The following is a 26875-nucleotide window of genomic DNA, read 5'->3' on the forward strand; positions in this document are numbered from 1 at the left end:
GGTCAGTGCGCCTTGCTTTGCTTGTCGACGCGGCCAAGTGCGGCCTTGGAGACACGATCCAGAATGACGGCGAGAAGTACGATCCCAAGGCCCGCCACGATTCCAACGCCCAATTCGAGATTGCGAATGCCGCGCAGGACCAGAACTCCGAGCCCTGGTGCAGAGACGAGCGAAGCGATCACAACCATTGCGAGGCTCATCATGATGGTCTGGTTTATGCCCGCCATTATATTCGGCAGCGCCAGCGGAAGTTGGACGCGCCAGAGCTTCTGGCGTTTGGTCATTCCGAATGCATCGGCTGCTTCGATGACGTCACGGTCGACAAGCCGGATGCCCAAATCGGTGAGGCGGATCACGGGCACGATGGCGTATAGAATGATTGCGATCCCGTAGAGCTTTGACTCAGTGACCGAAAACAGAAAGATCAACGGTATGAGATAGACGAAGGTCGGCAGGGTCTGAAGAAGATCAAGAACAGGCACGATCAGACGCTGCGTCAAATCCGATCGAGACATGCCAATCCCGACAGGCACTCCGATTGCTACCGAGAGGCTCGTACAGACAAATACGATCGCGAGCGTTTGCATCGCAACGTCGTAGTGATCGATAAATGCAAAAAAGAGCAGAACAAATGCCACAAACGCCGTCACGCCGCGGGACCGGCTCGCAAACCAGGTCCCGATGAGCAGCACCGGGATCATGACCCACCAAGGAGTCCACTGAAACAGCGCAAGCGCGCCATCAAGCATCCAGCTCAACGGTTGCGTAAGTGGATCCAAAACGAACTTGAGCTCGTCTCGCATCGCGAGAAAACCGGTTTCCAACGCAGCGGTCAAATCACGGGTCTGCCCGATAGCTGGGCAGGCGTCATGGAGCACGTCGAGTGAAGGAAAGGGAAGTCCGCCACCTTCGGCATCGTCGACGTCACCACCTTGTGCCTGAACCAGAAGTTGTGCCATCGACATCGGCGCATTGGCGGCGTCCGCGTCGCACCAATCACGCAGACCCAACGCATTGAAAAATCCTTCATAGGTTGCCATCGGATCCCCCGCTCATGGCGAAAAGGCACGCCTAAGTTAAACCCGGCGCGCCTGTTATCATTTGTTCTGTTATTGCAGCAGGGCAGCGAGTTTTCCGCGCGCATCGTCATTGAGCCAGTTGCCCCAGACGTCGCCGTAGTTCTGCAGGAAATAGACGGCTGCTTCTTCGTAGGATGCTCCGTTTGCGTCCTGCCAGGCCAGCACTTCGCCCATCTGCGCGTTCGTGAAGGACATGTTTGTCAGGAAGTCGACTATTTCTGGTTCGCGTTCGAGCAGGCCCGGAGCAACGGCAGTCACGACCTTTGCGGTCGGATAAGCAGATGCCTGGGGATTGGTGCATTCAGGGTCACCGTTACAGGTATGGGCTTCCTGATCGAATCCAGCGACTTCAACTTGAACCATGGGGTACTGGCCCAAAACCGATGTCGGAGCCCAATAATAGCCAAACCATGGTGCTTTGCTTTCATAGGCTGCCGCAATTGCTGCTGCGAGCGTCTCGCCTGAACCATGTTGGAACCGCTCCAAGCCATTCCCAGCGGCGTCGAGGGCGCGGAGATTGTTGTTGTTTACGACATCACATGCCCAACCAGCAGGGCAGTCATGGAATTGGCCACCGACAAGTTCCGGATTGGCCAAAATTCCATCGATTGTGGTCAGTTCCGGATATTCTTCGGCCAAGTAAGCGGGGATCCACCACGCCTCGACACCGCCGTCGGAAAGGACATGGGTCAGTTCGACCAACTTGTTCTCTGCGACGAGGTCTTCGTAGACCGGCGAGGAATTTGTCCAAAGCTCGGTCAGAATGTCTGGCTCACCAGTTTCAGCAATGGACGCCATCGCCGGGGTTGTAGAGGATGGCACAAGTTGCACGGTGCACCCGTAGCCATTGGTCATGAGGAAATTCGCGACGTGCGTCACCACGGCGGACGATGCCCAATCCATTTCAGTGATCGAGACTTCACCGCAGTCCGCATGCGCCGCGCTGGCGGTTCCAAGTGCAGCCGCAAAAGCGACAGCGGTCAGCTTGTTTTTCATCGATCTTCTCCCTGTCGAGTTTGATTGACGATCAGGCTAGGCAGGATTCTTGATCCTGATATGGATGATTTTGGCCGATAATTTTACTTGGTTGGACGAATTTTCTGCCGTAGCAACTGAGCAGGAGGAACTGGCAGATGCTCGAGCAAGGGGGAAAGGACAAGGCGAGCGAATTGAGAATCGCTGTAACACCGTTTTTCAATTTGGCGGCCACGATGACATTTCTCGACCCGTTTCGCGCCGCCAATTACCTAGAAGGCATGACATTGTTCCGCTGGAAAATCGTGTCCGAGACGGGTGGCATGGTGTTGGCCAGCAATGGTGTTGAGGTCAACTCCACCAAGTTCTCAGATGCTGGGATGAGTGAGGCAGATATGCTCGTGGTTTCCTCAAGTTGGGAACCCGAGCGACACGTGTCGACAGCAATTCGTGCGGAACTCAGAAATGCTGCAAAACGTCAGGCGATCCTGGGGGGCATAGACACTGGGGCCTTTATTCTCGCCCACGCCGGATTGCTAGAGAACTATACGGCAACAGTCCATTATGAACATATTGATGCGTTCCAGGAGCTATTTCCGAACACGGGCATCAGTGAGGCACTTTGGGTCATCGACCGCCGTCGCGTGACCTGCTGTGGAGGGGCAGCGTCGCTTGATATGGCCTTGCACCTGATCCAGCAGTCCCACGGCAGCGCCCTGGCCAATGCTGCTGCACGCTATGTGTTTGCTCCTCCTGTCCGAGATCACGGGGCATTGCAATACCCCGAAGATGCGGAACCATTAGGCAATTCTGTCCCGGCGCGTGTACGCGCCGCCATCCAGGTCATGGAGGCGAACTTAGAAACACCGTTGTCTATTGCCGAGGTCTGCCGGCATGTCGGGTTGTCACATCGCCAACTTGATAGGCTCTTTGCTCAATGTGTGCGGAAAACACCGGCCCTTTACTACCGTGACATCCGCCTCGACCGTGCTCGTGGCCTTGTAACGCAAACAGACCTGAGCATGTCCGAAATCTCCTTTGCGAGCGGGTTTTCGAGTCAGGTCCACTTTAGCAGAGCCTACAAAGAGCGTTTTGGCCTCCCGCCAAGCAAAGACCGAGTGCAGGGACGAATTCCATTCGAGTTCCGAGCATGGCCAATGCACCGCGCACCGTGAAGGTGGCGAACAAAGTGAAATCAGTGGCTATTTGTGATAAGCGTGCCGCTTTGATCTGAGAAATGCTGTGTCAATAGAGCCCGATTCCAGCCGCGAGGACAGCCATGACCCGTTTTCCAGACCAGAGCGCGTTTGAAGCAATCAAAGCTGGCTTCGACCCCGATCCCAATCGAGCGCTCTCATTGCGCAAAGAGGCTTATGTGGACGCGGATTGGTACGAGGTGGACCGCGCCGGAATCCTTGCCAAGTCCTGGCAATGGGTGTGTCATGTTGAAAAGCTGCGCACGCCCGGCTCCTACGTGGCGACGCGCATCGCGGGTCACCCGATCGCCGTGGTCAGGGATCGCGAAGGGGTTTTGCGGGCGTTCTACAACGTCTGCAAACACCGAGCGCATGAGTTGTTGAGCGGCGAGGGAGAAACGACCCGCATCATGTGCCCTTACCATGCATGGGTGTATAAGCTTGATGGGCAACTTGTCCGCGCGCCTGAAACCGATCATCTGGAAGATTTCTCGCCACGCGACATTTGTTTGGATTCCGTTCAGGTTGAGGAATTTGCAGGCTTCGTTTTTGTCAATCTCGACCCGCAGGCCGCCTCGCTTACGGATCAATCCGGCAAACTTGAGACAGAGATCCGCCATTGGGCACCCGATATCGACAAGCTCACCTTTGGCAAGCGGCTGACCTACGACATCAAGTCCAACTGGAAGAATGTCGTCGACAACTTCCTTGAATGCTACCACTGTCCGACCGCCCACAAGGATTTTTGCGATCTTGTGGACATGGACACGTACCAAGTCACGACCTATGACATCTATTCCAGCCACATGGCTGACGCCGGGCAATACGCCAATTCCGCCTATGACGTCTCAAACGCGACCGTGAAAACCCATGCGGTCTGGTGGCTTTGGCCCACGACTTGTCTGATGCGATATCCGGGGCGGTCCAGCATGATTGTGCTTAATATCATCCCCGTCGGGCCGGATCGCACGCTGGAAACCTATGATTTCTTTCTCGAGACGCCAGAGCCGGACCCGATGGAACTCGACGCGATGCGCTATCTGGACGAGGTATTGCAGGTTGAGGATATCGGCCTTGTCGAAAGCGTGCAGCGCGGGATGGAAACGCCGGCCTTCACGCAAGGTCGTATCGTTTCTGATCCGTCCGGATCAGGCAAATCCGAACACGCGGTACATCATTTCCACGGTCTGGTCCTCGATGCCTATGCAAAGGCTGCCCCATGACGCGGCCGAATATTGTTGTAGTGATGGCCGATCAGTTGGCCCCGCACTTTATCGGCGCCTACGGACATAAGTTTGCAAAAACTCCGCACATGGATGCGCTGGCCGCGCGGGGCATGCGCTTTGATGCCGCCTATTGCAATTCGCCGCTCTGTGCGCCGTCGCGGTTCGCGTTCATGTCTGGACAACTTGTCAGCCGGATCGCTGCGTACGACAACGCATCGGAGTTTCGCGCAAGTGTGCCGACATTTGCGCACTACCTCAAGGCATTGGGTTATCGGACCTGCCTTTCGGGCAAGATGCATTTTGTCGGACCTGACCAGATGCATGGGTTTCAGGATCGCATCACAACCGACATCTATCCGTCAGATTTCGCGTGGACTCCGGACTGGGAGGCCCATGATGAGCGGATCGACAAGTGGTACCACAACATGCAAACGGTCAAGGAAAGTGGTGTGGCGGTTGCCACCTTCCAAACCGACTATGATGACGAGGTGGAATTCGCGGCGCGACGTTGGTTGATCGACCGTGGCAGAGATCGGGCCGCAGGCGATGACGCGCCGTTTTGCCTGGTGGCAAGCTTTATCCACCCGCATGACCCCTACATTGCCAAGCCGGAATACTGGGATCTTTACAGCGATGACGAGATCGACATGCCCGAAGGCTTGCCCCTCGATCAGCACGATCCGTTTTCGAAGCGTGTCATGGACGGGATCGAGGCCTCGACCGTGCCACTGACCGAGGAAGAAGTACGCCGTGCTCGGCGCGCATATCTGGCGAATGTCAGCTATTTCGACAGCAAAGTCGGCGCCATTGTGAAAACGCTGGAAGACACTGGCGAGATCGACAACACCCTGATCATCGTGACAGCCGACCATGGAGACATGCTCGGTGAGCGGGGTCTTTGGTACAAGATGACCTTCTTTGAACAATCCGCACGTGTTCCGATGATTTTCGCAGGTCCCGGTGTGTCCAAGGGTGCGGTGTCAAACGCCTGTTCTCTGGTCGATCTTTTGCCAACCTTCCTCGATATCGCAGGCGGAGGGCGAGACATGCTGGGTGAGCCGATTGACGGGCGATCCTTGATGTCCCTTGCACGTGGTGAGGATGCCTCTGAAGACATCGCAATTGGCGAATATTGCGCCGAGATGACGCCATGGCCTGTCTTCATGATCCGGCGCGGCAGCTTGAAGTATATCCATTGCGATGTCGATCCGCCGCAGCTCTACGATGTAGCCAGCGACCCCGATGAGCGCTCAAATCTTGTGGGCGACCCTGCTTACGCCGAAGCGGCAGCCGCCTTCGCCGCGGAGGTCGCAGAACGCTGGGACAGCAAAGGCCTTCGGGCAGATGTCCTGCGCACGCAGAAGTCGCGACGTGCGCTACATGCGGCAATGGAATGCGGAGCCGGCGAGGCATGGGACTACAATCCGCCGCGCGACGCCAGTCAGGAGTACGTGCGCAATCACATGGATTGGACGGTGGCAGCCGCGCGTTACCGCTTTCCACCAACTGGGGAGAACACCTAATGGGTACGCAAGACGGAAAAGTCGCGTTGGTGACCGGTGGTCGCGGCGGTATTGGCCGCGCGATCGTGGATCGCTTCTCGCGGGAAGGCGCCATCGTATACGCGGCCGACCTGAACGAAAGCGGTTCTTTAACGGAAGCTGTCAAGGCTCGCAGCCGCTTCGTTCGGCTGGATGTGACCTCCGAACCAGAGGCTATCGCCGCGATGGAGAAGGTCCGCGAAGAACACGGCAAACTAGATATTCTGGTGAACGCCGCCGGTATCGAGATCGAAAAAACGATCGAGGAAACTAGCCTTGATGAATGGAACCGTTCTTTTGCGGTGAACGTGACGGGCACGTTTCTGACCTCCAAACACGCGTTGCCACTGATGCGCGCGGCGACAAAGGACGGCTCGTCCGCCTCTCTTATCAATTTCGGATCCTATGACGGGTTCATCGCCGATCCGGGGCTTGCCGCCTATTGCGCCACGAAGGGCGCGGTTCACGCGCTGACCCGGGCCATGGCCTGTGATCACGGCCCCGAAGGCATCCGCGTTAATGCGATTTGCCCCGGTTATATCGACACGCCAATGCTCCAGAGTTTCTTTACCGGCGACGGCTCGGGCGGTGGCGGCAAGACCATTGATCAATTGCAGCAAGCGGTGCGCGATGTGCATCCGATGCGCACCTATGGCACACCCGAAGACATTGCGAACCTCGTCAACTGGCTGGCCAGTGACGAGGCACGATATGCCAGCGGGCAACTCTGGGTGTTGGACGGAGGGCTGAGCGCTCAGGTTCAGCAAATGCGCCTATGACCCTCATTATTCAGCCCAGAACGATGGAAGAGGCAGAGACGCCTGCGTGCTGTCCTACGTTCGGAGAAACGCCCGGCACGCATCTGATCTACCGACCCCAAAATCCACGGCAGCACCTGCGACTCGTTGCGTCACCGGAGGTTGAGACATGCCAAAATCCGTAATCATCACTTGCGCCCCAACCGGGGGCATCCACACCCCTACAATGAGCCCGCATCTGCCCATCACACCGGCCGAGATCGCGACCGCCAGCATTGAAGCCGCCGAGGCCGGAGCGTCAATCATCCACCTGCACGCGCGCCATCCCGAAACAGGTAAGCCTGATCCAAGGCCGGAGCTGTTCCAGCAATTCATGCCGGTCATCAAACAATCGACCGATGCTGTGATCAACGTTTCAACCGGCGGGGGCCTCGGCATGTCAATGGACGACCGGATGCTTGCGGCGACAAAAACAAGTCCGGAAATGGCATCGCTGAACGTGGGCTCGTTGAACTTTGGCATTTTTCCGATGCTGCAGAAATACACCGAGTTCCAGCACGATTGGGAACGCCCTTTCCTCGAGATGACCGAGGACTTTATCTTTCCCAACACGTTCAAGACAATCCGGTATGCCATCGAAAAACTCGGCGGAGAGCATGGCACGCGGTTCGAGTTTGAATGCTACGATCTTGGTCACCTCTATAATGTGAAATGGTTTGTGGATCAGGGGCTCATCAAGCCGCCGTTCTTCATTCAGATGGTGTTTGGCATACTGGGGGGCGTGGGGGCCGATCTTGACAACCTGATGCACATGCACACGATCGCGGATCGGCTTTTTGGTTCTGAAAACTACGAGTGGTCGGTGCTGGCAGCCGGGCGTCATCAGATGCCTTTTGCCACGCAGGCCGCGCTCTTAGGTGGCAACCTTCGGGTTGGACTGGAGGACAGCCTGTTCATTGGCAAAGGCGAACTTGCCACGTCAAACGCTCAGCAAGTCCGAAAAATACGGGAAATCGTTGAGAACCTCGGACTAACCGTCGCAACACCCGCCGAGGCGCGGGAGCGATTGGCGCTCAAGGGCGCGGACCGGGTAAACTTCTGATCGGGGAGGTGGAAAACATGCAGACGAAAATGCTGATTGGCGGGGAATTGGTCGATGGGGCCGGAGCCGCAATCGACGTACTGAACCCTGCGACCGGAGAGACCATAGGTCAGATTGCGCAAGCCAGCGCCGACCAGGTCGACGCGGCTGTTCAGACATCCGAGGAAGCGTTTGAGACTTTCCGACACACTCCCCCTGCTGAACGCGCCGCCCTGCTGTTGCAGATCGCGGATATCATCGAGGCCAACCAGGATGAATTGGCAGAGCTCGAAAGCCTTGATGTCGGCAAGCCTTGGCCCTCGGCTCGTGATGACGAGTTTCCTCTGACGATTGATACTTTTCGTTTCTTTGCCGGTGCCGCGCGCACTATGACAGGATCTGCCGCAGGAGAGTACGTAGCGGACCACACGTCAATGATCCGCCGTGACGCGGTTGGTCCAGTGGCGGCGATTGCGCCTTGGAACTATCCGCTGATGATGGCGGCTTGGAAAATTGCAGCGCCGATCGCAGCTGGCTGCACAGTGGTTCTAAAACCATCAGAGATTACGCCGTTGTCAACTTTGCGGCTTGCGGACCTTCTGCAAGACGTCCTGCCAAAAGGGGTGTTGAATATAATCCACGGCCCCGGTCCAACGATCGGCGACCAACTGATCAACAGTCCCCAAATGGAAGCGATCACCGTCACAGGGTCCCCGGCGACAGGCATGGCAGCAATGCGGGCCGCGAGCCTGCAAATCCGCCATGTGCATCTCGAACTTGGCGGCAAGGCTCCGGTCATTGTTTTCGAGGATGCCGATCTGGAGGCCGTGGCCGAAACGATCCGCTACGGCAGCTTCTTCAATGCCGGGCAGGATTGCGCACAGCCTTGCCGGGTGCTGGTGCAGGACAGCGTCTACGAAAAGCTCGTCGCAGCGGTTGAAGCACAGGTCAAACAGATCAAGGTGGGTGCTCCGAAAGACGAAGGTACGGAGATGGGACCCATTGTGTCAGCCACGCAACGTGAGCGCGTTGCAGCCTTTGTCGATCGTGCGCGCTTGGGATCTGAGATCGTCACAGGCGGTGCGAGCGAAGACGGTTCCGGCTTCTTCTATCAACCGACGGTCGTTGCAAACGTTGATAATGCCGCCGAGATTGCAACAGATGAAGTTTTTGGCCCGGTTGTCACGCTCTCGCGGTTCTCCGATGCTGATGAGGCGATCAAGGTGGCCAACGCGGGTCGATATGGCCTCTCGTCCTCTGTCTGGACGGCCAATGTGGGGCGGGCCATGTCGATGACATCGCGTCTGCGCTATGGCTTCACGTGGGTCAACACGCATGGTGTGGGAACGCCCGAAATGCCGTGGGCGGCCATGAAAGGATCTGGCACCGGGTGTGACATGAGCGTCTATGCACTCGATGCCTACACCTCAATCCGCCATGTGATGGTCGCGCACTGATGCGGTTGGCTGGAAAACGTGCATTCGTTACAGGCGGACGCCAGGGGATCGGACGCGCAATTGTCGAAGCCTTCCTCGCCGAGGGCGCATCGGTCATCGCGTGCGGGCGTGGCGAAGCCCCGGACGCCTTACCCGGCGACTGGCGCAGTCTTGATGTGAGCGACCCCAAAGCCGTAGAACAAGCCGCCTCGGCAGTCGGTGCGATAGACATTCTTGTCAACAACGCTGGCGTTCAGGTTGAAAAGACTGTGACGGAAAGCAGCGACGCGGATTGGGACCTCGTGATTGGCGCCAATTGCAGAGGTGTGTTCAACTGTTGTCGTGCCTTCATTCCGAACATTCGAGCGGGCGGCAGTATTATCAATATCGGCTCGATCTCTGGCAAGGTCGCGGATCCATCCATGGCGCTTTACAATGCATCAAAATCCTTTGTGCATGGGCTCACACGGTCGATTGCGGTGGATCATGGCCCCAATGTTCGATGCAATGCGATTTGTCCGGGGTGGATCAATACTGGTATGTTGGAGGCCGGGTTCGATCTTGCGAGCGATCCGGTCGCAGCAAAAAAAGATGCGCTGGCGCGCCACCCTGTTCGTCGGTTCGGCGAGCCAAAGGACATTGCCCGCATGGCGGTCTGGCTCGCCTCTGATGAGGCTGGTTTTGCAACGGGCCAGCTCTTTACCATCGATGGCGGCATGACAGCCGCGTCGCCTCTCAACCCCGGAGTATTCTGATGTCAAATATCTCCCATACGGCGATACTTGGTGCTGGTGTTATCGGATCAAGCTGGGCTGCGCTTTTTCTTGCGGCTGGGCGATCGGTCACAGTCTATGACCCGGCTTCGGAGACGGAAAGGCAAACCCGCGAGGCTGTGGAGACTGCGTGGCCGACGCTCGAAGAGTTGGGATTGACCGAAAGGGCGACCACAGACGCTTTGACATTTGCTGCAACAGCCTCCCATGCGGTTGAAGGTGCCGATTTTGTGCAAGAGAACGTCCCCGAAAGAGAGGCGATCAAGCACGCTTTGTACTCGGAAATTGAACCGGTGCTCAGTGAAGGTGCGATTGTCTCAAGCTCGACTTCGGGGATGACGCTAGAGGCATTGCAAAGGGGTTGGAAAGAGCCCGCGCCTCTCATCCTTGGACATCCATTTAATCCGCCGCACCTGATCCCCTTAGTCGAGCTTACGGCGAACGCGCAAACAGGACCGGGCGTGCTTGAGCGAACCGAAGCGTTTTACCACGACATCGGTAAAGTCACGATCCGCATCAAGAAGGGCATGCCGGGTCATGTAGCCAACCGCTTGCAGGCCGCGGTCTGGCGCGAAGCGGTGTATATGGCTGTAGAAGGCGTGGCATCGGTGGAAGACATAGACAAGGCCATGTGGGCTGGACCTGGTTTGAGATGGGCTGCAATGGGTCCGACGATGCTCTTTAACCTTGGGGCGGGTGATGGCGGATTGCGTGCCTTTTGTGAACACTTCCGGGACACGTTCAACGGTTGGTGGGACGGGTTGGGTCAACCGCATCTCGACGACGACGTAATCGAAGCGCTCGTTCAAGGCATCAACGACGAGGCAAACGGGCGATCTCCCCGGAGTCTCGCCGCAGAGCGAGACGCTCTCATCGTCGCCATGCAAAAGTCTCTCAAGGACATCAGAACGCAGTCGAAGCCGTGAGCTCTCCATGGCCTTGGTCCTGTCGACTTGGTTCATTCGCCAATACCAAACTCCGATGCTGGAACGGGACTGCATCAGGGAGAGCCGGAGCATGAAACTGCCTCTCACATGACGTCGTTTACGGCGAGCACAAACCGACAGCTGATATTATGGAAACGGAATGGGTCGAAATGTCCCATGTCTTGATCCATGAAACTTGGACCTTTCCCGCGCGGACGACAAATGGCTGGTTTCGTGGCAGCCCTGCAGCGCTCAAGACTATGCAAATGCAGAGGCTTGCCTGCTACGAGCGCACGCAGCGAGGAGCCCGAATAGACACCCTTGGCTCAAAGCGAACACTCGCAGTTCACAATAAGGAGCAGAGTGAAATCTGCTCTGCGAACAAAAGCGGCTGCCGTTTGTGGGACGCGGTCACTCTTGACTGTCCACCATGCAAAGTCATTCAATACCTATTGACCAAATGCGTGAAACGGGATGGTGAAGATGCCGCGTGATACCAATTTAATCCTATGCCCGCTCAATCTTCGTCATGTCAGGTTGGACTACAGCGCCTACGAGGAAGCAATCGCAATGGCTAGACGCAGAGAAGCGCGGCTTCTCGTGGTGACAGTTGCGCCAGAAATGGAGCGGAATTTGAATATTCGCGACTCTGTTGGGTATTGGAACGAGCAATTGGAAAAGTTTGTGAAAGATCACCCGGCGGAAGGTGTCGAGTTAGAAACTGTTGTTCGAACCGGTGCTGTGCATCGCCAAATCGTAAAGCTCGCCGATGAACGCAACGTGGATATGATCGTGATGGAGGCGGCCAACCCAAAGATTCAGGATTACCTGCTGGGAACGACCGCCAGCCACGTAGTAACACACGCCAGTTGCTCGGTTTTCGTTGTTCGAAACTAGTCGATTCAAAAACCTCGGTAAAACGATGTGATGGCTCCCTTTTTCTTAAGGAAGCCATCGTTTCTTTAGTCCGCTTGTTACAGCTTTTTGTATTCGGATCGTAAAGCCAACCACAGACAGTAGCACATAAGGAGGATCACCAGCGTAAATGGAATCCCCATAGATACGGCAGCCCCTTGGAGGGCGTTCAATCCACCGCCCAGCAAAAGGGCAATGGCTACCAGACCTTCCAAAGTGCACCACCAAACACGCTGAACAACGGGCGCATCCAGTTTGCCTCCTGCGGTGATCGTATCGATAACCAACGACCCTGAATCAGATGACGTGACAAAGAAGATCACGATCAAAATTAGCGAGATCGGGGCGACGATGTTGTACAGAGGCAACTCCTTGAGGAAACCGAACAAGGCGCCCTCTGGCGCATAACTGTCGATGACGGTTGCTTTGACACCTTCAGCGCTACCTGCATTCAGCATGTCAATCGCGGCCCCGCCAAAAGTGGACATCCACAATGCGCAGACCGCTGTAGGAGCGATAAGTGCACAAAGCACAAACTCACGCACAGTACGACCCCGAGAAATCCGGGCAATGAACATTCCCACGAAAGGAGACCACGCAATCCACCATGCCCAGTAGAATGTAGTCCAGCCATGGAAAAAGCTGGTATCCTCTCTGCCAAAGGGATTGGAGAGCGCAGGTAGCAGCGTGACATAGTCAACCATGACTGAAACGTAGCGAGCAATCGCCGCCGCAACTCCGGTCACCGCGATCACAAAAATAAACAGACACACAGCCATTATCATGTTGATCTCAGACAGCCGTTTCACACCTGCATCCATTCCCATCAAAACAGAACCAAGCGCTATGAGCGTGATCGCGACAATGATGATGACGGTCAATGTCGGTGAAGGCGTGATGCCAAACACTTCATTCAAACCTGCGGCAACCTGTTGCGCACCGAGACCCAATGAGGTGGTCAGTCCGAAGAGTGTCGCAAACACGGCCAGCGTGTCGATGACATGCCCCCAGAAGCCCCAGACACGTTCACCAAGCAGCGGAAAGAACGCCGACCTAAGCGTCAGTGGCAGGTTCAAGTTGTACGCAAAAATCGCCAGTGCCAGACCCACGGCAGCGTACACAGCCCAGCCTTCGAGACCCCAGTGATGGATCGTACCAACAACACCGATATATTCATTGCCGGGCTCGCTGATGTCGATGTTCAAGGGGCGCGCATTACCATCTTCCGAGAAGTTGTAGTACACTGGCTCCAAAACACCAAAGAACAGAAGACCGATCCCGATCCCTGCAGCGAACATCATTGCGATCCAACCCGCATACGAGTAGTCCGGTTTTGCGTCTTTTCCGCCAATTCTGACTTTTCCGACCGGCAAGACAATGAGCGCCAGGCAGAACAAGGTGATCGCATTTACCGACAACACAAGAAACCAATCAAAGGTGCTGGTCAGCCACGGCCGAAGCCAACCAAAAAATGCTGCGGCAGCTTCCTGATTGGCCAATGCCACGATCACGAAGCCTAGGATCAGCAAACCAGAGACGATGAAGACAGGGTTATGGATATCCAACCCGAGAGGTCTGATATTGTCCTGTCCGAGTTCATACTCAGTCTCGAAATCCCAGACGCGAGGGTCTGGGTCGAGCATCTTTTTTTGACTTGTATCTGACATTTTACCTCCCATAGCGCTGTGTTATGCGCATTAGCGTTGCACAACCTGCGGCGTTTTGTCCAACACTCAGTCGGACGCAGTTGCCACAACAGACTGTGTGACGTCAGCACCCATCGGACAGAATTAGGGGTTTGAGCAGCCCTTCGCGGGAACTGTTCGGATGGCCGTTAAAACAAAACTGCGTCGTCAACAGTTCGCGATTTCCATCAAGCTCATTTACATGAATATGTGGAGTACGCCCTGGGTAGATCGTAGGTTAAATTGTGCAAAACACGTGGTTCCTGCCGTTGTCAGTTGCATCACGGCCAAAGCCCTGGAAAGCCTGATCTAAGTTAACACTGCGGCGGTCGCGCGGGTGCATATAGTTGCCGTCCATGTCGCATTGCCAGAATTCGATGCGATGTCTGGCAAGGGGGTGTCCATTTGCAGCTGTAATCGTTCCACGCGGTGTAAAGACTTCGCCGCCAGCTTCTTCAAAACGTCCTTTGAATTTAACGAGGTCGTTGTCTATGTTGGGTCTCTGCATGGCTGGCTGTTGGATAATACGGCCCTTCTGCGGCGTCTGGAGTGAGTACAGCCGCAGCGGTTCTTGCCACCAGCGAACTAACGCCCATTAGTCCTACAATGCCGCCTGGAAGGTTACCGCAGGACTTATTATTCTGTTTAATAGCGTGTGCTTTCCCGTGCGGTATAGCCCCTTTTACCCGTCAAAATTACACACCTTGCGGCGCTCCTCACGTCGAGGTCCATCTTTGGCAACAAAGCTGCCGCTATTCACATGGATCAAGAAACGCGACTTTTGGGTGGGCATTCAATTGTCTCTTGATTGAATCAATGTCACCCAAAACCCAGAGGCTCCCGATTTTTTGTTCCCGCATGGTGAAGAATGCCGCCCCGGACCATTCGATCTGTTGCTGCGTTCCGTCTACCCCGAAGAATTTACCATGGTGCGTGCCGGCGAAGGACATTCGTGCAGCTGCTTTTTCTCCTGCATCCACGATTTCAACGATATTGCATTGAAAATCCGGAAGGGCCGCTCGAACTTCTTCCATGTAACGAATGAACTCATCCGGCCCCGAGCGTTTCGGCCCAAGGCTCCCACGAAAATCGAACTCCGGGTGTAGGATTTCTCGAGCGCAGTCGATGTCCACCGCGTTCCATACTTCGTGGTAAAATCGCGTAACAAGATCAGATAGCGTCATGAAGTTGTCCCGGCATTTATGATAGGCTCAACATATCACGGCGCTAATTCGGGTGTTAAGGGCTCAGAGTGATCCCTCGTTGCCACTGAAACAAACAGTAGAGGTTTTTCCAGACATCCAGGCCGCTGCCTTCGGAGATGCGCAACGCTGTGCTATGATTTCTGTGATCTAGCGACAGAGGTACACTTATGATGCGACCGGAAACGCGCAATCGCATTTTGACGCTCGGTTTTGCCATTATTCTTACTGCTGCGAAGCCGAACACTGCCCTCACCTCTGACGGAGAGTGTGGCGTGCCAGATGCGCCTTGCACACTGGAAGGCGGGGAGTACTACGTGGCCCTGCCAGAGACTCCGGATCAACCGCCTGCCGTCATCTGGCTGCACGGTTATGGACGGTCTGGCAAGGCGATGATCCAGAATGCCGCCTATGTCGACCCTTTCATCCGGCGCGGTTACGCTGTGATTATGCCGAGCGGGCAGCCCAGTATTAATGACAAAGACCTCGATTGGGGTGTGGCTGACGGATATGATCTGGCGCGCGATGATGTCGCCTTTATCGACGCCGTGCGCGCCGACGCGGTGGAGCGCTTCGGAATTGACCCGTCGCGAATACTGATCGCAGGCTTCTCCCGCGGTGGCTCAATGGTCTGGGACCTCGCGTGCCATGCGCCAGAGTTGGCGAGCGGTTTTGCTGCGGCGGCTGGGGCATTTTGGGAGCCCATGACCACTGATTGCGATGCGCCGGTTCACCTGTTTCACGTACATGGCTTTAAAGACCGAATGGTGCCGTTCGAAGGCCGACAGCTGACATGGGAGGGTGTCGATTTTCACCAGGGTAACGTCATGAAGGGCTTGGATGTCTGGCGCCGACAGAACGCCTGTTTGGGAAGCGCGGAAAACAGCTTTGACGACGATGACTCGATGCAGAAGGATTGGGTGGACTGTGACGCAGGCTCCATCCGGTTGAAAGTCACCAAAGGCGGGCACGGTGTGCCAGAGGGCTGGCGGGACGCGGTGCTCGACTGGTTCGAAGCGCTACCTTAAGCACTCGATTGCCCCGCATACTCTTCGGCTCCTTTGGTCGGATATGTATTCAGCAGCACCCGACTTATTTGATGAAAGGGTGAGAAAATGAAAGAACAAGTGTCCAATCACTATGGCCGCGGCCGTAGCCTGATCGACCAGATAGCTGATAGCCTGAGGGCCGCGGGCATTGACCCGAAGAAACTGTGCGCCGCTGACTTGGAACCAATCGATGAGTTCCATTTCCGAGGCAGACAGGCGACTTTACAGCTATTGGAGAAACTGGAGTTAACGCCAGGCGCGAATGTACTTGATATTGGTAGTGGACTGGGCGGGGTCACCAGAACAATTGCGGAAGAATCCAGCGCTAAGGTTACAGGCATAGATCTGACGCAAGAGTTTTGCGACGCAGCCAAGGCCATTTCTGATTGGGTCGGTCTGAGTGAACAAACCACGTTTATTCATGGAGATGCAACAAAGCTACCATTTTCGGACAGCAGTTTTGACGGCGCAGTAACTGTCCATGTCGCGATGAACATCCCGGACAAGCTTTCGGTGTACAAAGAGGCCCGTCGCGTCCTGAAGCCGGGAGCACGATTTGGAATTTATGACATTTTACAGGGCGAAGGTGGTGACGTTGTTTATCCGACGCCTTGGGCTATGGACGCCTCGATCAGTTATCTCGCAACCCCGAAAGAAATGGCTAGTTTTCTGCAAGACGCAGGTTTTAGGATTTTGGAAGAAGAAGACTCGACGGCTGAAAGCTATGACTGGCTAAAGGCGCGAATTTCGAAGCCCAAGTCTGATCGCACCATGCCGGTTACGACACAGATTCTCTTTGGGAACGTCGCCAGTGATATGGTTCAAAACCAACTTCTGGCGCTGGATGAACGTCGTTTGTTGACTTACCGTTTCATTTGCGCGGCCTGACGCGATTGTTGCATCGACGCTCGAAATAGTCATTCTCTGCGGTATGCTTGAATGACTGACGGCAGCCTCTAGCAGACATTTAGTTTATTGACCTGTTCCACGTTGAAGCACGTCAAAAGCGGACATTCGCGTGAAAATGTGTCATGTGACCGGCCTCTATTTTTGTCGCCGGGAACGTAATTTCCACCTCAAATCGCTGCGCTAAGAAAATCACAGCCGCCGACGGCTGCGAATTCTGGTTTGATTGTTCGACAATTGCCCACTGTGCGCATCAAAATCCGGAAACCCACTGCGCGCGCCAGTGAACCTCATCTAGGGTCTGTTGACAATCAGCGTGCGGCGACGAGCATAGCGCAGAGGTGCCAGTTAGCAGCGTAACTGATGTCGGTCTTGTCGTATCGCGTTGCTATACCTCTGAATTCCTTGATCTTTGCGAAGTAATTTTCAATCAGATGACGCCACTTGTACATGTGGGTATCGTAGTCTCTCAGCATTTTTCGGTTCGATTTTGGCGGGATAACAGCAGTAGCGCCGCGCTCATCAAGGTCTTTCAGAAGCCAATCAGAATCGAAGGCTTTGTCGGCCAGCAAAGCTCCGAAGGAGACATCCTGGATCAGGGGAGCAACTCCTTTCATGTCGTGTGCTTGCCCCGGTAGAAGCAGAAAACGGAACAAGTTGCCGAGCGCATCGACCAGGGCCACAATCTTGGTCGTCAGCCCGCCGCGAGAGCGTCCGATGGCTTGATGCTGAGTCCCCCTTTTGCGCCCGACGCCTTCTGATGGACTTGCACAATTGTTCCGTCGATCAGAGCGTATTCGAGGTCGGGCTCTCTGCTTATAGCATTGAAAAGACTCTCAAACACACCGGCTTTGGCCCATCGACGAAAGCGTTTGAAAACCGAATTCCAGTTACCGAAATCCTTGGGTAGGTCACGCCATGGCGCGCCTGTTCGTACGCGCCAAAGTACCGCTTCCATGAACCGTCGATTATCCTGACCCGTCGCCCCCGGGTCACCGGCCTTGCCGGGCAGGAGCAGCGCCATCTTCTCCCAAAGATCATCCGAAATCACAAAACGGTTTTCGTCCATTCAAACCTCCATTTTGGAAACTTGAATCAGAGTTCAGACAAATTGTGAATCCCAAATGTCAACAGACCCTAATTTTCTTGAGTAAAATCTCGAAAAGTGCGCTTTTCAAATCAGGATTTCTCGCAGCAAATTTTGAACAATAAGTGCATATAATATAATGGATGCCGGCGGTCGTCAGAACTCTCTATCAAGATCTGGCCGTGACATGTGTCTCGAGTAATAAACGCAGACCGGGCCCGATCTGTTTGCAACTGTTGCAGCTAGACGTGAAAGGCGCAAAATAGACTGAGCCATTTCCATTTAAGACGGCCCGGATATCGACACCAGAATTCTGTCAAGTTCGCTGTGGACCGGCTCCCATCCCGTGGCATGTTTAAGAGCGCTGATGTCGGCACAGATCTTTGCGATGTCACCCCGACGCCTAGGCGCGTAAACTGGAGTGATCAACGGAGCATGCGTGTCGCGAAAACGATGTACAATTTGCTTCACTGAACGACTTGTACCACTGCCACAGTTGACGACGAGGTTTTTGCCGGTTTCAGAGATGTACTGAAGGCTGCGCCAGAATGCCTCGGTCACGTCGTCAATGTGGACAAGATCGCGTTCGCAAGTGCCATCTTCCGTGTCATAGTCGTCACCGAGAATCTGGAATTCGATCTTGCCTGTATTGCGTGCCTGCAACCGACAAGCGGCCAAAGCGTCCAGAAGGCTGGGTTCACTTCCGACGTTGTCTTCATTTGACATGAACGTGCCGCGGCCTGCCACATTGAACAGGCGCAGAATGGCGCAGGCCATTCCATAATGTTCGACCGAAGACAGAAGCACGTCTTCGAACATCTTCTTGGATAAGCCATAGGGGGATTTGGGCAGAGGCATGGCGTCCTCGGTCACTACCCCTCCGGGAACGTCGCCATATACGGCAGCTGAAGATGCAAACAGGAACTGCCGAATATCTGCCGCCGCACAGGCTTCCAAAAGAGAAACACTGTGGGACAGGTTGTTTTGATAGTGAACCAGCGGATCGCGCACTGATTCCGCGACAGATTTCGACGCTGCCAGATGCACCACTGTGCGGCAGTGATGTCTGTTAAGAATCTGCGTTATCTCATCTACTCGGCTGATGCATGTTTCATAGAACGGCACGGTGTCAGGCAGGCGTGCCCGCAGACCGTTGGAGAGATCATCCACCACGACGACGTCGCAGTTGCGAGACTGAAGATGCCGGACCAGATGGGCCCCAATAAAGCCCGCCCCTCCGGTCACCAGGATCGGTGAGAGTGCATCTTGCATAAGTTCTGATCAGACCTTTTTGAAAATTAGGGACGTGTTGATTCCGCCAAAGGCAAAGTTGTTGGACATCACAAATTGGGGTTGGATGTCACGCGCCGCGCCGATCAGGAAGTCGGGCGTCGCAGCGCGGACAGCCAGGCATCTTGGATCAGGGTCTGAGAGGTTTGCCGTTGCCGGGAACCAGCCGTCATTCATCATCTCAATCGCCAGCCAGGCTTCGATGGCTCCACAGGCCCCAAGCGAGTGTCCGAAATGCCCCTTAAGCGAGTGCATGGGGACGGCACGGTCAAAAACGGCTGAGGTTGCATGAACTTCTGCAATGTCACCAGCATCCGTTGCGGTTCCGTGGCCGCTGACGAAACCAATGCTTTCAGGTTCCAGTCCGGCGTCTTGCAATGCCAGTCGCAGAGCAGTCTGCATCGTTTCGGATTGCGGTCGCGTCGCATGACTGCCGTCCGAATTCGTGCCAAAACCAACAATCTCAGCGAAAATGGGTGCTCCGCGTGAGGTGGCCTGTTCCAACTCTTCAAGGATCAGAGTCCCTGCGCCCTCACCGATCACAAGACCGTCTCGGGCGCTGTCGTAAGGCCGCGGCGTCTGATCCGGGTGATCGTTCAGAGCGCTGGTGGAAAACAGCGTGTCGAAAACGGCACTCATACCGACGCTCATTTCCTCGGCCCCGCCAGCCAGCATGATGTCCTGATGCCCATCCCGGATCGCCTCATAGGCAAATCCGATACCCATACTGCCTGAGGTGCACGCCGATGACGTCGGCAGTACCCGCCCGGTCAGCCCCAGATGGATACCGATATTGACAGCAGAGGTATGGCTCATCATGCGCACATAGCTTGCCGCATTCAGATTGCGTGCTGTGCGATCCGTCAGCAGCCGGGCAAAATCGATGATCGGATCAACGTTGCCGAAGGACGAGCCGTAAGCAACTCCGGCACGCCCTGTCTGAAGCCGCTCGGTGTCGTCCTTCAAACCTGCCACATCCAGCGCTTTCTCAGAGGCATACATCGACAGTGCGGCCACCCGCCCGGCGGTTCTGAGAGCCTTGCGGTTATAGTGATCACGCGGCTCGAATGTGTCGATCGGCCCCCCCAGCCGAGTGTTCAGATCTTGGCAGTCATCCCACTCGTGCATGTATCGGATGCCGGTCTGCCCCTTCTCCATCCGTTGCCGAATAACGCCCCAACTCTCGCCCAAAGACGTGACGCCGGACATGCCTGTTACGACGACCCTGCGCGTCATTGCAGCCCTCCGTCCACGGCGATCACTTGCCGGGTGATGTAAGAGGCACCGTCAGAGCACAGGAAGGACACCAGATTTGCGACCTCTTCTGGCAGACCTGCGCGCTGCATCGGAATCAGAGTTTTGACCATATCGCCGGGCATTTCCGAGGTCATGGCGGTCTCGATGATGCCCGGCGCCACGCAGTTCACTGTGATTTTGCGCTTGGCAAGTTCAATGGCCAGAGACTTGGATGCCCCGATCAATCCGGCCTTTGACGCCGCATAGTTGGTCTGCCCCCTATTGCCGATAATCCCCGAGACCGACGTCATCGTGACGATCCGCCCAGGTTTGCGACGTTGGATCATTGGCATCAAAAGCGGATGCAACACGTTGTAAAACCCGTTCAGGTTGGTATCGACCACGCCATCCCAATCCTCGCCAGTGAGGGCAGGAAAGGCGCCGTCGCGCGTCACACCAGCATTCAGAACAGCACCGAAATAGGCCCCGTTTTGCGCGATATCCTCTTCGATAATGTCCCGGCACTGGTCACGATTGGAGACATCGAAAGACAGCAAGCTGCACGCGGCTCCCTGGTTTCGGATCGCCTCAGCCTGAGCTTCTGCACCATCGCGGTCGCGCCCGTAGTGCAACGCAATCTCAAACCCGTCACCCGCCAGCTTCTGAGCTATCGCAGCCCCCAACCCTTTGCTCGCACCAGTGACCAGAATACGTTCAGGCATCTTCGGCCTCCTTCGTCACTTCGGCCCCATCCGGGCAATACACGTTCAACGTGGCAGAGGCGACGGTCTCGGCTCCACTGTCCACTCTTCCGTCGAAGGATGCCATGTTTCCGTCATTGAACCGCTCTTCGACGGTCACGGTCAGCACTTCTCCGACGTCAAAAAAGGGCCTGGACAAGGGCATCGCGCGGGTTCCCAGCAAAAAGCCGATAGACGGTTCGCGGCCGCGTTGCACCTTCCAAAAGCCATCCAATGCCGCAACCGCTTGCGCCATGTATTCAAGTGATAGATAGCTCGGTACGCCTTCGCCCGGGCGGTTGAACATTGAATCCGGCCCAATCCTAACCTCGGCCGTAAGACGCCCATTTTGCGTCTCGACCAGCCGATCTAACAGCGCCATGGGCCGGTCATGCGGCATGAACTGAACGATATCCTCGGATCTGGCCTGGGTCGCGTTTGTCATGGCTGTTCGCTCCTGCCCAAAACAAGGCTGCAATTGTTGCCTCCGAAAGCGAATGAGTTGCTGATCATCGCCGAGCCCCGTCGTTTCGTGCGGCCAGTTTCACCCTGCTTGACAAAATTCAATGGTTCGCAATCCATTCCCAATTGCCCATCCCACAGATGCGGCGGCAGCTCTGTATCCGACAGAGCACGGGACAGCAACAACCACAGAAAGCCAGCCTCAATGGCGCCAGCGGCCCCAAGCGTGTGGCCGGTCATGGGTTTGGTCGAACTGACTGGGACGTCATGCCCGAGCACCTGAGCGACCGCCAGAGATTCCATCGCGTCGTTGGCCCGCGTTCCGGTTCCGTGCAGATTGGCATAGGCAATGTCAGCCGCTTCGCACCCGGCCATAGACATCGCCTTTTGCATTGCGTCTATCGCCCCCTGACCTGACGGGTCCGGCGCGTTCATGTGATACCCGTCCGAGGTTTCGCCCCACCCTAAAAGCGCCACGTCAGAGTGCTGGCGCGTCATCAAAAATACAGCTGCACCTTCTCCGATATTGATGCCGCTGCGATTGGCCGAGAACGGATTGGATAGCCTCGGCGCAATCGACGAAAGCGCATCAAACCCGTTCAAAGTCAAACTGGTTAACGCATCAACGCCGCCAACGATAACTGCGTCACACTGCCCGGTCGCCAATAAGCGCGCACCGCCGGCCAGCGCGTTGGCCCCTGATGAGCAGGCGTTTGAGATCGTAAATGATGGCCCCTGAAGCTGATAAAGCGAGGAAACGAAGTCCGATGGATTGCCCAGTTCCTGCATTTCCAATCGAAAATCGGACCCAAACGCACCATCAGCATGGGCTCTTGCCAGCGCCAACCGACCTTCTTCAATGCCGCTTGTTGTTGCACCAATCACAACGCCCATACGCTCTGGACCATAGAAGTCCACCGCACGGGCTATCGAACCCTCGATCTGCATTAGCGCGCTATACAGGATGCGGTTGCTGCGTGTTAAGAACTGTTTCGAACGCGGCAATGGGGGCAAATTTTCATTCAGGCCCGGCACAATGCCGACAACCGTCTCACCGCGTTGCAAGTACCCTGGATCAGGTTGAATCCCGGATTGATCCCCGGCCAAAAGCGCCGCCCGCACAACCTGTCTCCCCTGCCCCAATGCGCAGGAAATCCCCAGATCGTTCAGGAAGTATGGGCGTGCGGTCATGACAATTCTACGGATGAGATTTTCAGCGTATAGCCGTGTTGTTGGTCGTTGATCGTCAGCTGGGTCACGTCGGACGGTTTGCTATAGGTGACTATGACCAGAGGCTGCAACCCTTCACTGACCTTGCGGACATGACTGTCCACCGCCAATTCCAGATCGTACCGCATCAACGTGGGCAGGATTTCTTGCGGCCAAAAAGCCAAAACAATGTCATCCAGAATATGGCGGTCCGATATCGGGGCGGGCAAGATCTCTGCGCTGTTCGGCTCGACCTGACCGTTCACCCATTTTAACGATCCTATCGGCAAGCCAAGTGGATCAAATAATTGCATCTCGATCACGTCGCCTGAAAGGCTTAGAAACGCCATCACTTGCCGTGTCTGCCCATCGAACTCCAGCGACAGCTTTTGCTGAAGCTTCAGTGGTGGTTTTGGCCAAACCAACCCGGTCGCGTTGATTACCGGTGGGCTCGCAGGTTGGGTACCTTCGGACACAACAGAAGGGTTTTCCAGTTGAACGGATGGCAAAGTGTGCGGCGGCAGCACTTGGTCCGAGCCTGCGCAGGCGGCCAGAACCAATGCTAAATGAAACGCCAAAAACCGGCGCATCAGGCGACCATCTTTCTGATTGCAGCCAGACCGCTAGCTGGTTTCTTGACCAGAGGATTGTCCCGATTCCAAGCGTATCCAGCCAGAATGGACGTAACCATCCGGGTAACGTTGTTGATCTCGGCTGGGTGATTAAAGATCACCTCTTGCAGGCTTTGATCGTACCAACCGGTCACAAAGGTTCGGAAGACATCCACACCGGATCGCAAGGGGGCCTCGAACTCCTGAGTCCAATCCACATCAACGCCTTCGAGCTGTCGCAGCAGAACATCGCAGGCCAAGTCGGCCGAATGCAATGCAATCGTCACGCCGCTGGAAAACACTGGGTCCAGAAACTCGGCTGCGTTGCCCAGCAAGGCAAAGCGTGGGCCGTGCAAGGCTTTGACATTTTTGGAGTACCCTCGAATACAGCCCGTCGGTCGAATTGCGCGTGCATTCTTTAGCAAACGTCCCAAATCGGTTTCGTGGATCCATTGCCACAACAGGCGCGTATGGTCCTCGACCGCGTTGCCCAAGTCGTGCTCTTTCCCCAGAACAACACCGACCGAGCTGGTCCCGTCTGAGAAACAGATCAGCCAGAACCAGACCTCGGGGTGTTCCGGATGAACGGTGATCACAATCTTGCCCCGGTCGAAATCCGGGTCGGAGATGCCATCTTCGATATGGGTGAACAAGGCGCCCCGAAATGGCAGGTTTGACGGGGCCTCAAGCCCCAACAGCCGGGGTAAAACCCGACCGAACCCGCTGCCGTCCAGCACAAAATCGGCATTGAGGCGGGTGGCTTGACCACTTTCATCGCGTAGTGTCAGCGTCGCGTTCTGAGCTGAGATATCAGCGCCCACAACCTGCGTATCATAGAACATCTCCGCGCCTGCACGCTCGGCCGCATCTGCCAGGATCTGGTCAAACCGAGCGCGCTGTACCTGAAAGGTGGTTCCCCAACCGGGTTCGTATTTCTGACGGAAATCAATGTCTGTCGTCTGCTCGCCCCGTACGAACCGCGCCCCGGTCTTGATCTGAAATCCGGCCTCTTCAATCTCGGGCAGCAACCCTGCACGTTCTAGCGGGAACATCGAAAAAGGCAGAAGACTCTCACCAATCGAAAACCGCGGGTGACGTGCGGATTCGACCACCGTTACCCGGTGCCCGGCATCAACCAACCGCTTGGCCGCCAGCGCGCCCGCAGGCCCCGCTCCGATGATCGCAACGCCGGTGGTTGTCGAATTCTGCGTCATTTATCTGTTCCTATGACTTGTGTTGAAAATGGTGAAAGAAGCCACGCTACGGTCAGGCCCGCGCACAAAACGGTCCCAATCTGGTGGATGGCAGGAAGGCTGCTGCTCCCGAGAATCGCGAACGCACCCACTGAACTCAGCGCGGATAGGGTTACGGCTCGATAGGTCTCGGGGTGCGGTCCAAGGTCCGGATCGCCAAGGAAAATCGCATAATCCGCACCGATCGCCAGCACCAGAAACAGAGACATCACGGTCAGCAGGTTCAACGGCACCCCGACCAGCGCGGCCAGGATCGGGGCCGCCACAACCGCCGCAGCAGGCACCAGCGCCAACCTGGTACCGCGTGCCACCCCGTTTCGCATACAGAACAGTGCCCAGAGCAAAGCCAGCGCCGCCAGCAAAGCGAATTGAGCGCCCCTGCGGGACTGTTCAAAGGCCCGGTTCGCATCATCGACCGGATCCATTAAATACACATCTTCAAAGTGCTGTGCCAATTCAGCAACCGCTGCAGCTGTACCGCCGACAATAGGGATTGCGGCCCAAACACGCCCGTCATGCGAATGGTGCACGACCTGCAGGGCGCGATGCTGCGGCGCGACCGCCTGAACGCTTTCAATCGTGAGCGGTTCTGGCTTCGTTACAACAAACGGCAAACCAGTTACCTCTGCCCAACGTGACGCCAATCCATTCTGCACCAACGCAGCGGTCTCAGACTGCTGAGTCAGGCTGGGGATCAGGTCCGAGATCAGAAAAGCCGAAGTAATCTGCCTTTGCTGCTGAAGATCGCGCAGGATTGGTGCAATTTTTTCAAGCCGTTCAAGCAATCTTTGGCTGTCCTCAGCGTTCACCACAAGAAAGCGACTGATCTGAGCTGAGGGAAACAGTTCGGCTCCGAGTTCGGCATCCTGCAGCAACGCCTCAGGTACATGGCCTAACGTTCGAACATCATCGGAAGGCGGCTCAAGAACCAGAAAAGCACTGGCCAGCAGCGTCAAACCGACGATCGGGTGCGCCAGAAAACCGGCCAACCGGAGATGCTGACGCCGTATCTTCGCGCTGAACAAAGCCTGTTGCTGACTTGTCGGGATCGGCAGCAAACCAATTTCGGGAAACAGGATCAGGATCGTCGTCAGGGACGCAGCGATGCCGGCACAGGCAATCACGGCAATCTGCGCCAACAGATCGAACGAGGTGAAAAACAAACTGGCAAACCCCACAACAGAACTGAGGGCTCCGAACAATAAGGCTCTGCGCGTGGCGCAGGCCACACGTTTGTTGCCATCTTGTCGCGACAGAAAATAGTGAAAGACGTAATCTGCCACCACGCCCAGCAACCCCCCGGCGAAGCCGAGCGCGACAGTATTCACACTGCCCCACATCAGCGCGGCGGCGGCCCCGCCCCACAGTAATCCGATGCTAAGGACCAAGGCTGTCGCAATCAGCGTACGAACGGACCGCATGGATATGACAACCACGGCCAGAACCCACAAAGCGGATAGCAATGTCAGGCGCTCGGCCTCTGCTCGCGAAGCTTTAGCGATTTCAGCAGAAAAGAAAGCGCCGCCCAGAAAGTGGGCCTGAACCTGTGGTCTGTCCTGCACTGTCTCAGCTACGGCCAGACGAACTGTTTCTGCCAGATCGCTCTGCCCTTGCAAATCGTTGACACCTGTTGCCTGAAATGGGACCCGCACGTGATACACGCCGCCAGCCGATCGAAACACCGGCACGCCGCCGATCAATTGATTGGGGGTCGTTGGATCGAGGGCCGAGATCAACGCCTGCCCGGTCAGGTTGAACGGGTCGCGCGCAGGATCGGCAAAAGACAAGGCCATGCCTGGAATTGTCAAACCGGCCAGCGCACGGGCCAGAATTCCCTGACCTTCCGAGTGCTCAAGATCATGACGATCCTTGTGGCTTACAACTCCGGGAAAAGCCTGCAACAAGAGTTCGGAAAATTGCTGATCCTCAGGGCTCTGTTTCGTCAACGCAGCCGAGGAAAGACCGGGCTGAGCCGTCAAGGCAGCCTGAAGCGCAATCGCTGCATCCACAGCGCGACCCGGGTCATGGTGCGATAGCAAAACACTGCCATGCCCGGCCTGTCGGGCACTCAGCTCTGTCCACACCGCGTTAAGTTCAGCATTTTCTCGGTTTATGCGATCAAAGGCCGAGATATCGCCCCTGATTTGAAAGCGCCCGTCGACAACGCCCGCCAACAAGACAACGGCACACACCGCCTGCGCGAGCATCCATAGCAGAACCCGACGACTCAGAACCACTG

At 56.0% G+C, this 26875-nt stretch carries 25 protein-coding genes; 11 read left to right on the forward strand and 14 right to left on the reverse strand.

The features are described from left to right. Positions 1–2 precede the first annotated feature (2 nt). Together ACOQOY_RS01850 and ACOQOY_RS01855 are read right to left on the reverse strand one after the other, a co-directional pair. Complete coding sequence (locus tag ACOQOY_RS01850; protein WP_420583785.1) at positions 3–1040, reverse strand: ABC transporter permease; 1038 nt, start codon at positions 1038–1040, stop codon at positions 3–5. 69 nt (positions 1041–1109) lie between these two features. Beyond that, the gene (locus tag ACOQOY_RS01855; protein ID WP_420583786.1) at positions 1110–2075 is read right to left on the reverse strand and encodes a glycine betaine ABC transporter substrate-binding protein; all 966 of its coding nucleotides are present in this window, start codon (positions 2073–2075) and stop codon (positions 1110–1112) included. A gap of 137 nt (positions 2076–2212) precedes the next feature. On the opposite strand from ACOQOY_RS01855, the gene ACOQOY_RS01860 reads away from it, so the two are divergent. The 9 genes from ACOQOY_RS01860 to ACOQOY_RS01900 all read left to right on the forward strand — a co-directional run bounded on the left by ACOQOY_RS01860 (position 2213) and on the right by ACOQOY_RS01900 (position 11888). Then, positions 2213–3229: a GlxA family transcriptional regulator gene (locus ACOQOY_RS01860; RefSeq protein ID WP_420583787.1), complete on the forward strand. Its 1017-nt coding sequence runs from the start codon at positions 2213–2215 to the stop codon at positions 3227–3229. Positions 3230–3333: 104 nt separating this feature from the next. Then, the gene (locus tag ACOQOY_RS01865) at positions 3334–4473 is read left to right on the forward strand and encodes an aromatic ring-hydroxylating oxygenase subunit alpha (RefSeq protein ID WP_420583788.1); all 1140 of its coding nucleotides are present in this window, start codon (positions 3334–3336) and stop codon (positions 4471–4473) included. After that, positions 4470–5999, forward strand: a complete 1530-nt coding sequence (gene betC, locus ACOQOY_RS01870; protein ID WP_420583789.1) for a choline-sulfatase — start codon at positions 4470–4472, stop codon at positions 5997–5999. The genes ACOQOY_RS01865 and betC overlap by 4 nt, the downstream gene beginning before the upstream one ends. Then, on the forward strand, positions 5999–6796 hold the full coding sequence (locus tag ACOQOY_RS01875; RefSeq protein ID WP_420583790.1) for an SDR family NAD(P)-dependent oxidoreductase: 798 nt from the start codon (positions 5999–6001) through the stop codon (positions 6794–6796). The genes betC and ACOQOY_RS01875 overlap by 1 nt, the downstream gene beginning before the upstream one ends. 148 nt (positions 6797–6944) lie before the next feature. Then, positions 6945–7877, forward strand: coding sequence for a 3-keto-5-aminohexanoate cleavage protein (locus ACOQOY_RS01880; RefSeq protein ID WP_420583791.1), 933 nt, complete (start codon positions 6945–6947; stop codon positions 7875–7877). Between the two features lie 17 nt (positions 7878–7894). After that, positions 7895–9313, forward strand: coding sequence for an aminobutyraldehyde dehydrogenase (locus tag ACOQOY_RS01885; RefSeq protein WP_420583792.1), 1419 nt, complete (start codon positions 7895–7897; stop codon positions 9311–9313). Continuing rightward, positions 9313–10047: an SDR family NAD(P)-dependent oxidoreductase gene (locus tag ACOQOY_RS01890; RefSeq protein WP_420583793.1), complete on the forward strand. Its 735-nt coding sequence runs from the start codon at positions 9313–9315 to the stop codon at positions 10045–10047. The genes ACOQOY_RS01885 and ACOQOY_RS01890 overlap by 1 nt, the downstream gene beginning before the upstream one ends. Then, positions 10047–10991, forward strand: a complete 945-nt coding sequence (locus ACOQOY_RS01895; protein WP_420583794.1) for a 3-hydroxyacyl-CoA dehydrogenase NAD-binding domain-containing protein — start codon at positions 10047–10049, stop codon at positions 10989–10991. Before ACOQOY_RS01890 ends, ACOQOY_RS01895 begins: the two co-directional genes overlap by 1 nt. A 483-nt stretch (positions 10992–11474) precedes the next feature. After that, a complete protein-coding gene (locus ACOQOY_RS01900) occupies positions 11475–11888 on the forward strand; it encodes a universal stress protein (protein WP_420583795.1) in 414 nt (137 codons plus the stop codon). Between the two features lie 77 nt (positions 11889–11965). Here the strand turns inward: ACOQOY_RS01900 and ACOQOY_RS01905 are convergent, their stop codons facing one another. From ACOQOY_RS01905 to ACOQOY_RS01915, 3 genes are all read right to left on the reverse strand, one after another. Then, positions 11966–13573, reverse strand: a complete 1608-nt coding sequence (locus ACOQOY_RS01905) for a BCCT family transporter (RefSeq protein WP_420583796.1) — start codon at positions 13571–13573, stop codon at positions 11966–11968. 256 nt (positions 13574–13829) lie between these two features. Further along, entirely contained in the window at positions 13830–14099 is a 270-nt protein-coding gene (locus tag ACOQOY_RS01910; protein WP_420583797.1) for a hypothetical protein, read from the reverse strand. A 244-nt stretch (positions 14100–14343) separates the two neighbouring features. Continuing rightward, positions 14344–14775 (reverse strand): ester cyclase, encoded by a 432-nt coding sequence (locus ACOQOY_RS01915; protein WP_420583798.1) that lies wholly within the window; start codon positions 14773–14775, stop codon positions 14344–14346. A gap of 293 nt (positions 14776–15068) precedes the next feature. Between ACOQOY_RS01915 and ACOQOY_RS01920 the strand changes: the two genes are divergently transcribed. Beyond that, positions 15069–15821 carry an alpha/beta hydrolase family esterase gene (locus ACOQOY_RS01920; protein WP_420583799.1) on the forward strand — a complete coding sequence of 251 codons (753 nt, stop codon included), beginning with the start codon at positions 15069–15071 and terminating at the stop codon, positions 15819–15821. An 87-nt stretch (positions 15822–15908) separates the two neighbouring features. Beyond that, positions 15909–16730, forward strand: coding sequence for a class I SAM-dependent methyltransferase (locus tag ACOQOY_RS01925; RefSeq protein WP_420583800.1), 822 nt, complete (start codon positions 15909–15911; stop codon positions 16728–16730). Positions 16731–17059: 329 nt separating this feature from the next. Here ACOQOY_RS01925 and ACOQOY_RS01930 read toward each other — a convergent pair. The 9 genes from ACOQOY_RS01930 to ACOQOY_RS01970 all read right to left on the reverse strand — a co-directional run bounded on the left by ACOQOY_RS01930 (position 17060) and on the right by ACOQOY_RS01970 (position 26873). Further along, positions 17060–17817, reverse strand: a protein-coding gene (locus ACOQOY_RS01930; RefSeq protein ID WP_420583776.1) for an IS5 family transposase whose coding sequence is annotated in 2 segments (ribosomal slippage) — positions 17060–17481 and positions 17481–17817 — 759 coding nt in all. Because the reading frame shifts where the segments join, the coding sequence is not laid out codon by codon here. A gap of 300 nt (positions 17818–18117) precedes the next feature. Then, positions 18118–19107 (reverse strand): UDP-glucose 4-epimerase GalE, encoded by a 990-nt coding sequence (gene galE / locus ACOQOY_RS01935; RefSeq protein WP_420583801.1) that lies wholly within the window; start codon positions 19105–19107, stop codon positions 18118–18120. Between the two features lie 9 nt (positions 19108–19116). Further along, positions 19117–20361 carry a beta-ketoacyl-ACP synthase gene (locus ACOQOY_RS01940; RefSeq protein ID WP_420583802.1) on the reverse strand — a complete coding sequence of 415 codons (1245 nt, stop codon included), beginning with the start codon at positions 20359–20361 and terminating at the stop codon, positions 19117–19119. After that, positions 20358–21083: a 3-oxoacyl-ACP reductase FabG gene (fabG, locus tag ACOQOY_RS01945; protein WP_420583803.1), complete on the reverse strand. Its 726-nt coding sequence runs from the start codon at positions 21081–21083 to the stop codon at positions 20358–20360. Before fabG ends, ACOQOY_RS01940 begins: the two co-directional genes overlap by 4 nt. Further along, positions 21076–21546, reverse strand: a complete 471-nt coding sequence (locus ACOQOY_RS01950; RefSeq protein ID WP_420583804.1) for a hypothetical protein — start codon at positions 21544–21546, stop codon at positions 21076–21078. Before ACOQOY_RS01950 ends, fabG begins: the two co-directional genes overlap by 8 nt. Further along, on the reverse strand, positions 21543–22754 hold the full coding sequence (locus tag ACOQOY_RS01955) for a beta-ketoacyl-ACP synthase (protein ID WP_420583805.1): 1212 nt from the start codon (positions 22752–22754) through the stop codon (positions 21543–21545). Before ACOQOY_RS01955 ends, ACOQOY_RS01950 begins: the two co-directional genes overlap by 4 nt. Continuing rightward, positions 22751–23362, reverse strand: coding sequence for a DUF3261 domain-containing protein (locus ACOQOY_RS01960; protein WP_420583806.1), 612 nt, complete (start codon positions 23360–23362; stop codon positions 22751–22753). The genes ACOQOY_RS01955 and ACOQOY_RS01960 overlap by 4 nt, the downstream gene beginning before the upstream one ends. Continuing rightward, the gene (locus ACOQOY_RS01965) at positions 23362–24597 is read right to left on the reverse strand and encodes an NAD(P)/FAD-dependent oxidoreductase (protein ID WP_420583807.1); all 1236 of its coding nucleotides are present in this window, start codon (positions 24595–24597) and stop codon (positions 23362–23364) included. The genes ACOQOY_RS01960 and ACOQOY_RS01965 overlap by 1 nt, the downstream gene beginning before the upstream one ends. Beyond that, positions 24594–26873 (reverse strand): hypothetical protein, encoded by a 2280-nt coding sequence (locus tag ACOQOY_RS01970; protein WP_420583808.1) that lies wholly within the window; start codon positions 26871–26873, stop codon positions 24594–24596. Before ACOQOY_RS01970 ends, ACOQOY_RS01965 begins: the two co-directional genes overlap by 4 nt. Positions 26874–26875: the final 2 nt, after the last annotated feature.

This window comes from Ruegeria sp., assembly GCF_965221235.1.
GTDB lineage: Bacteria > Pseudomonadota > Alphaproteobacteria > Rhodobacterales > Rhodobacteraceae > Ruegeria.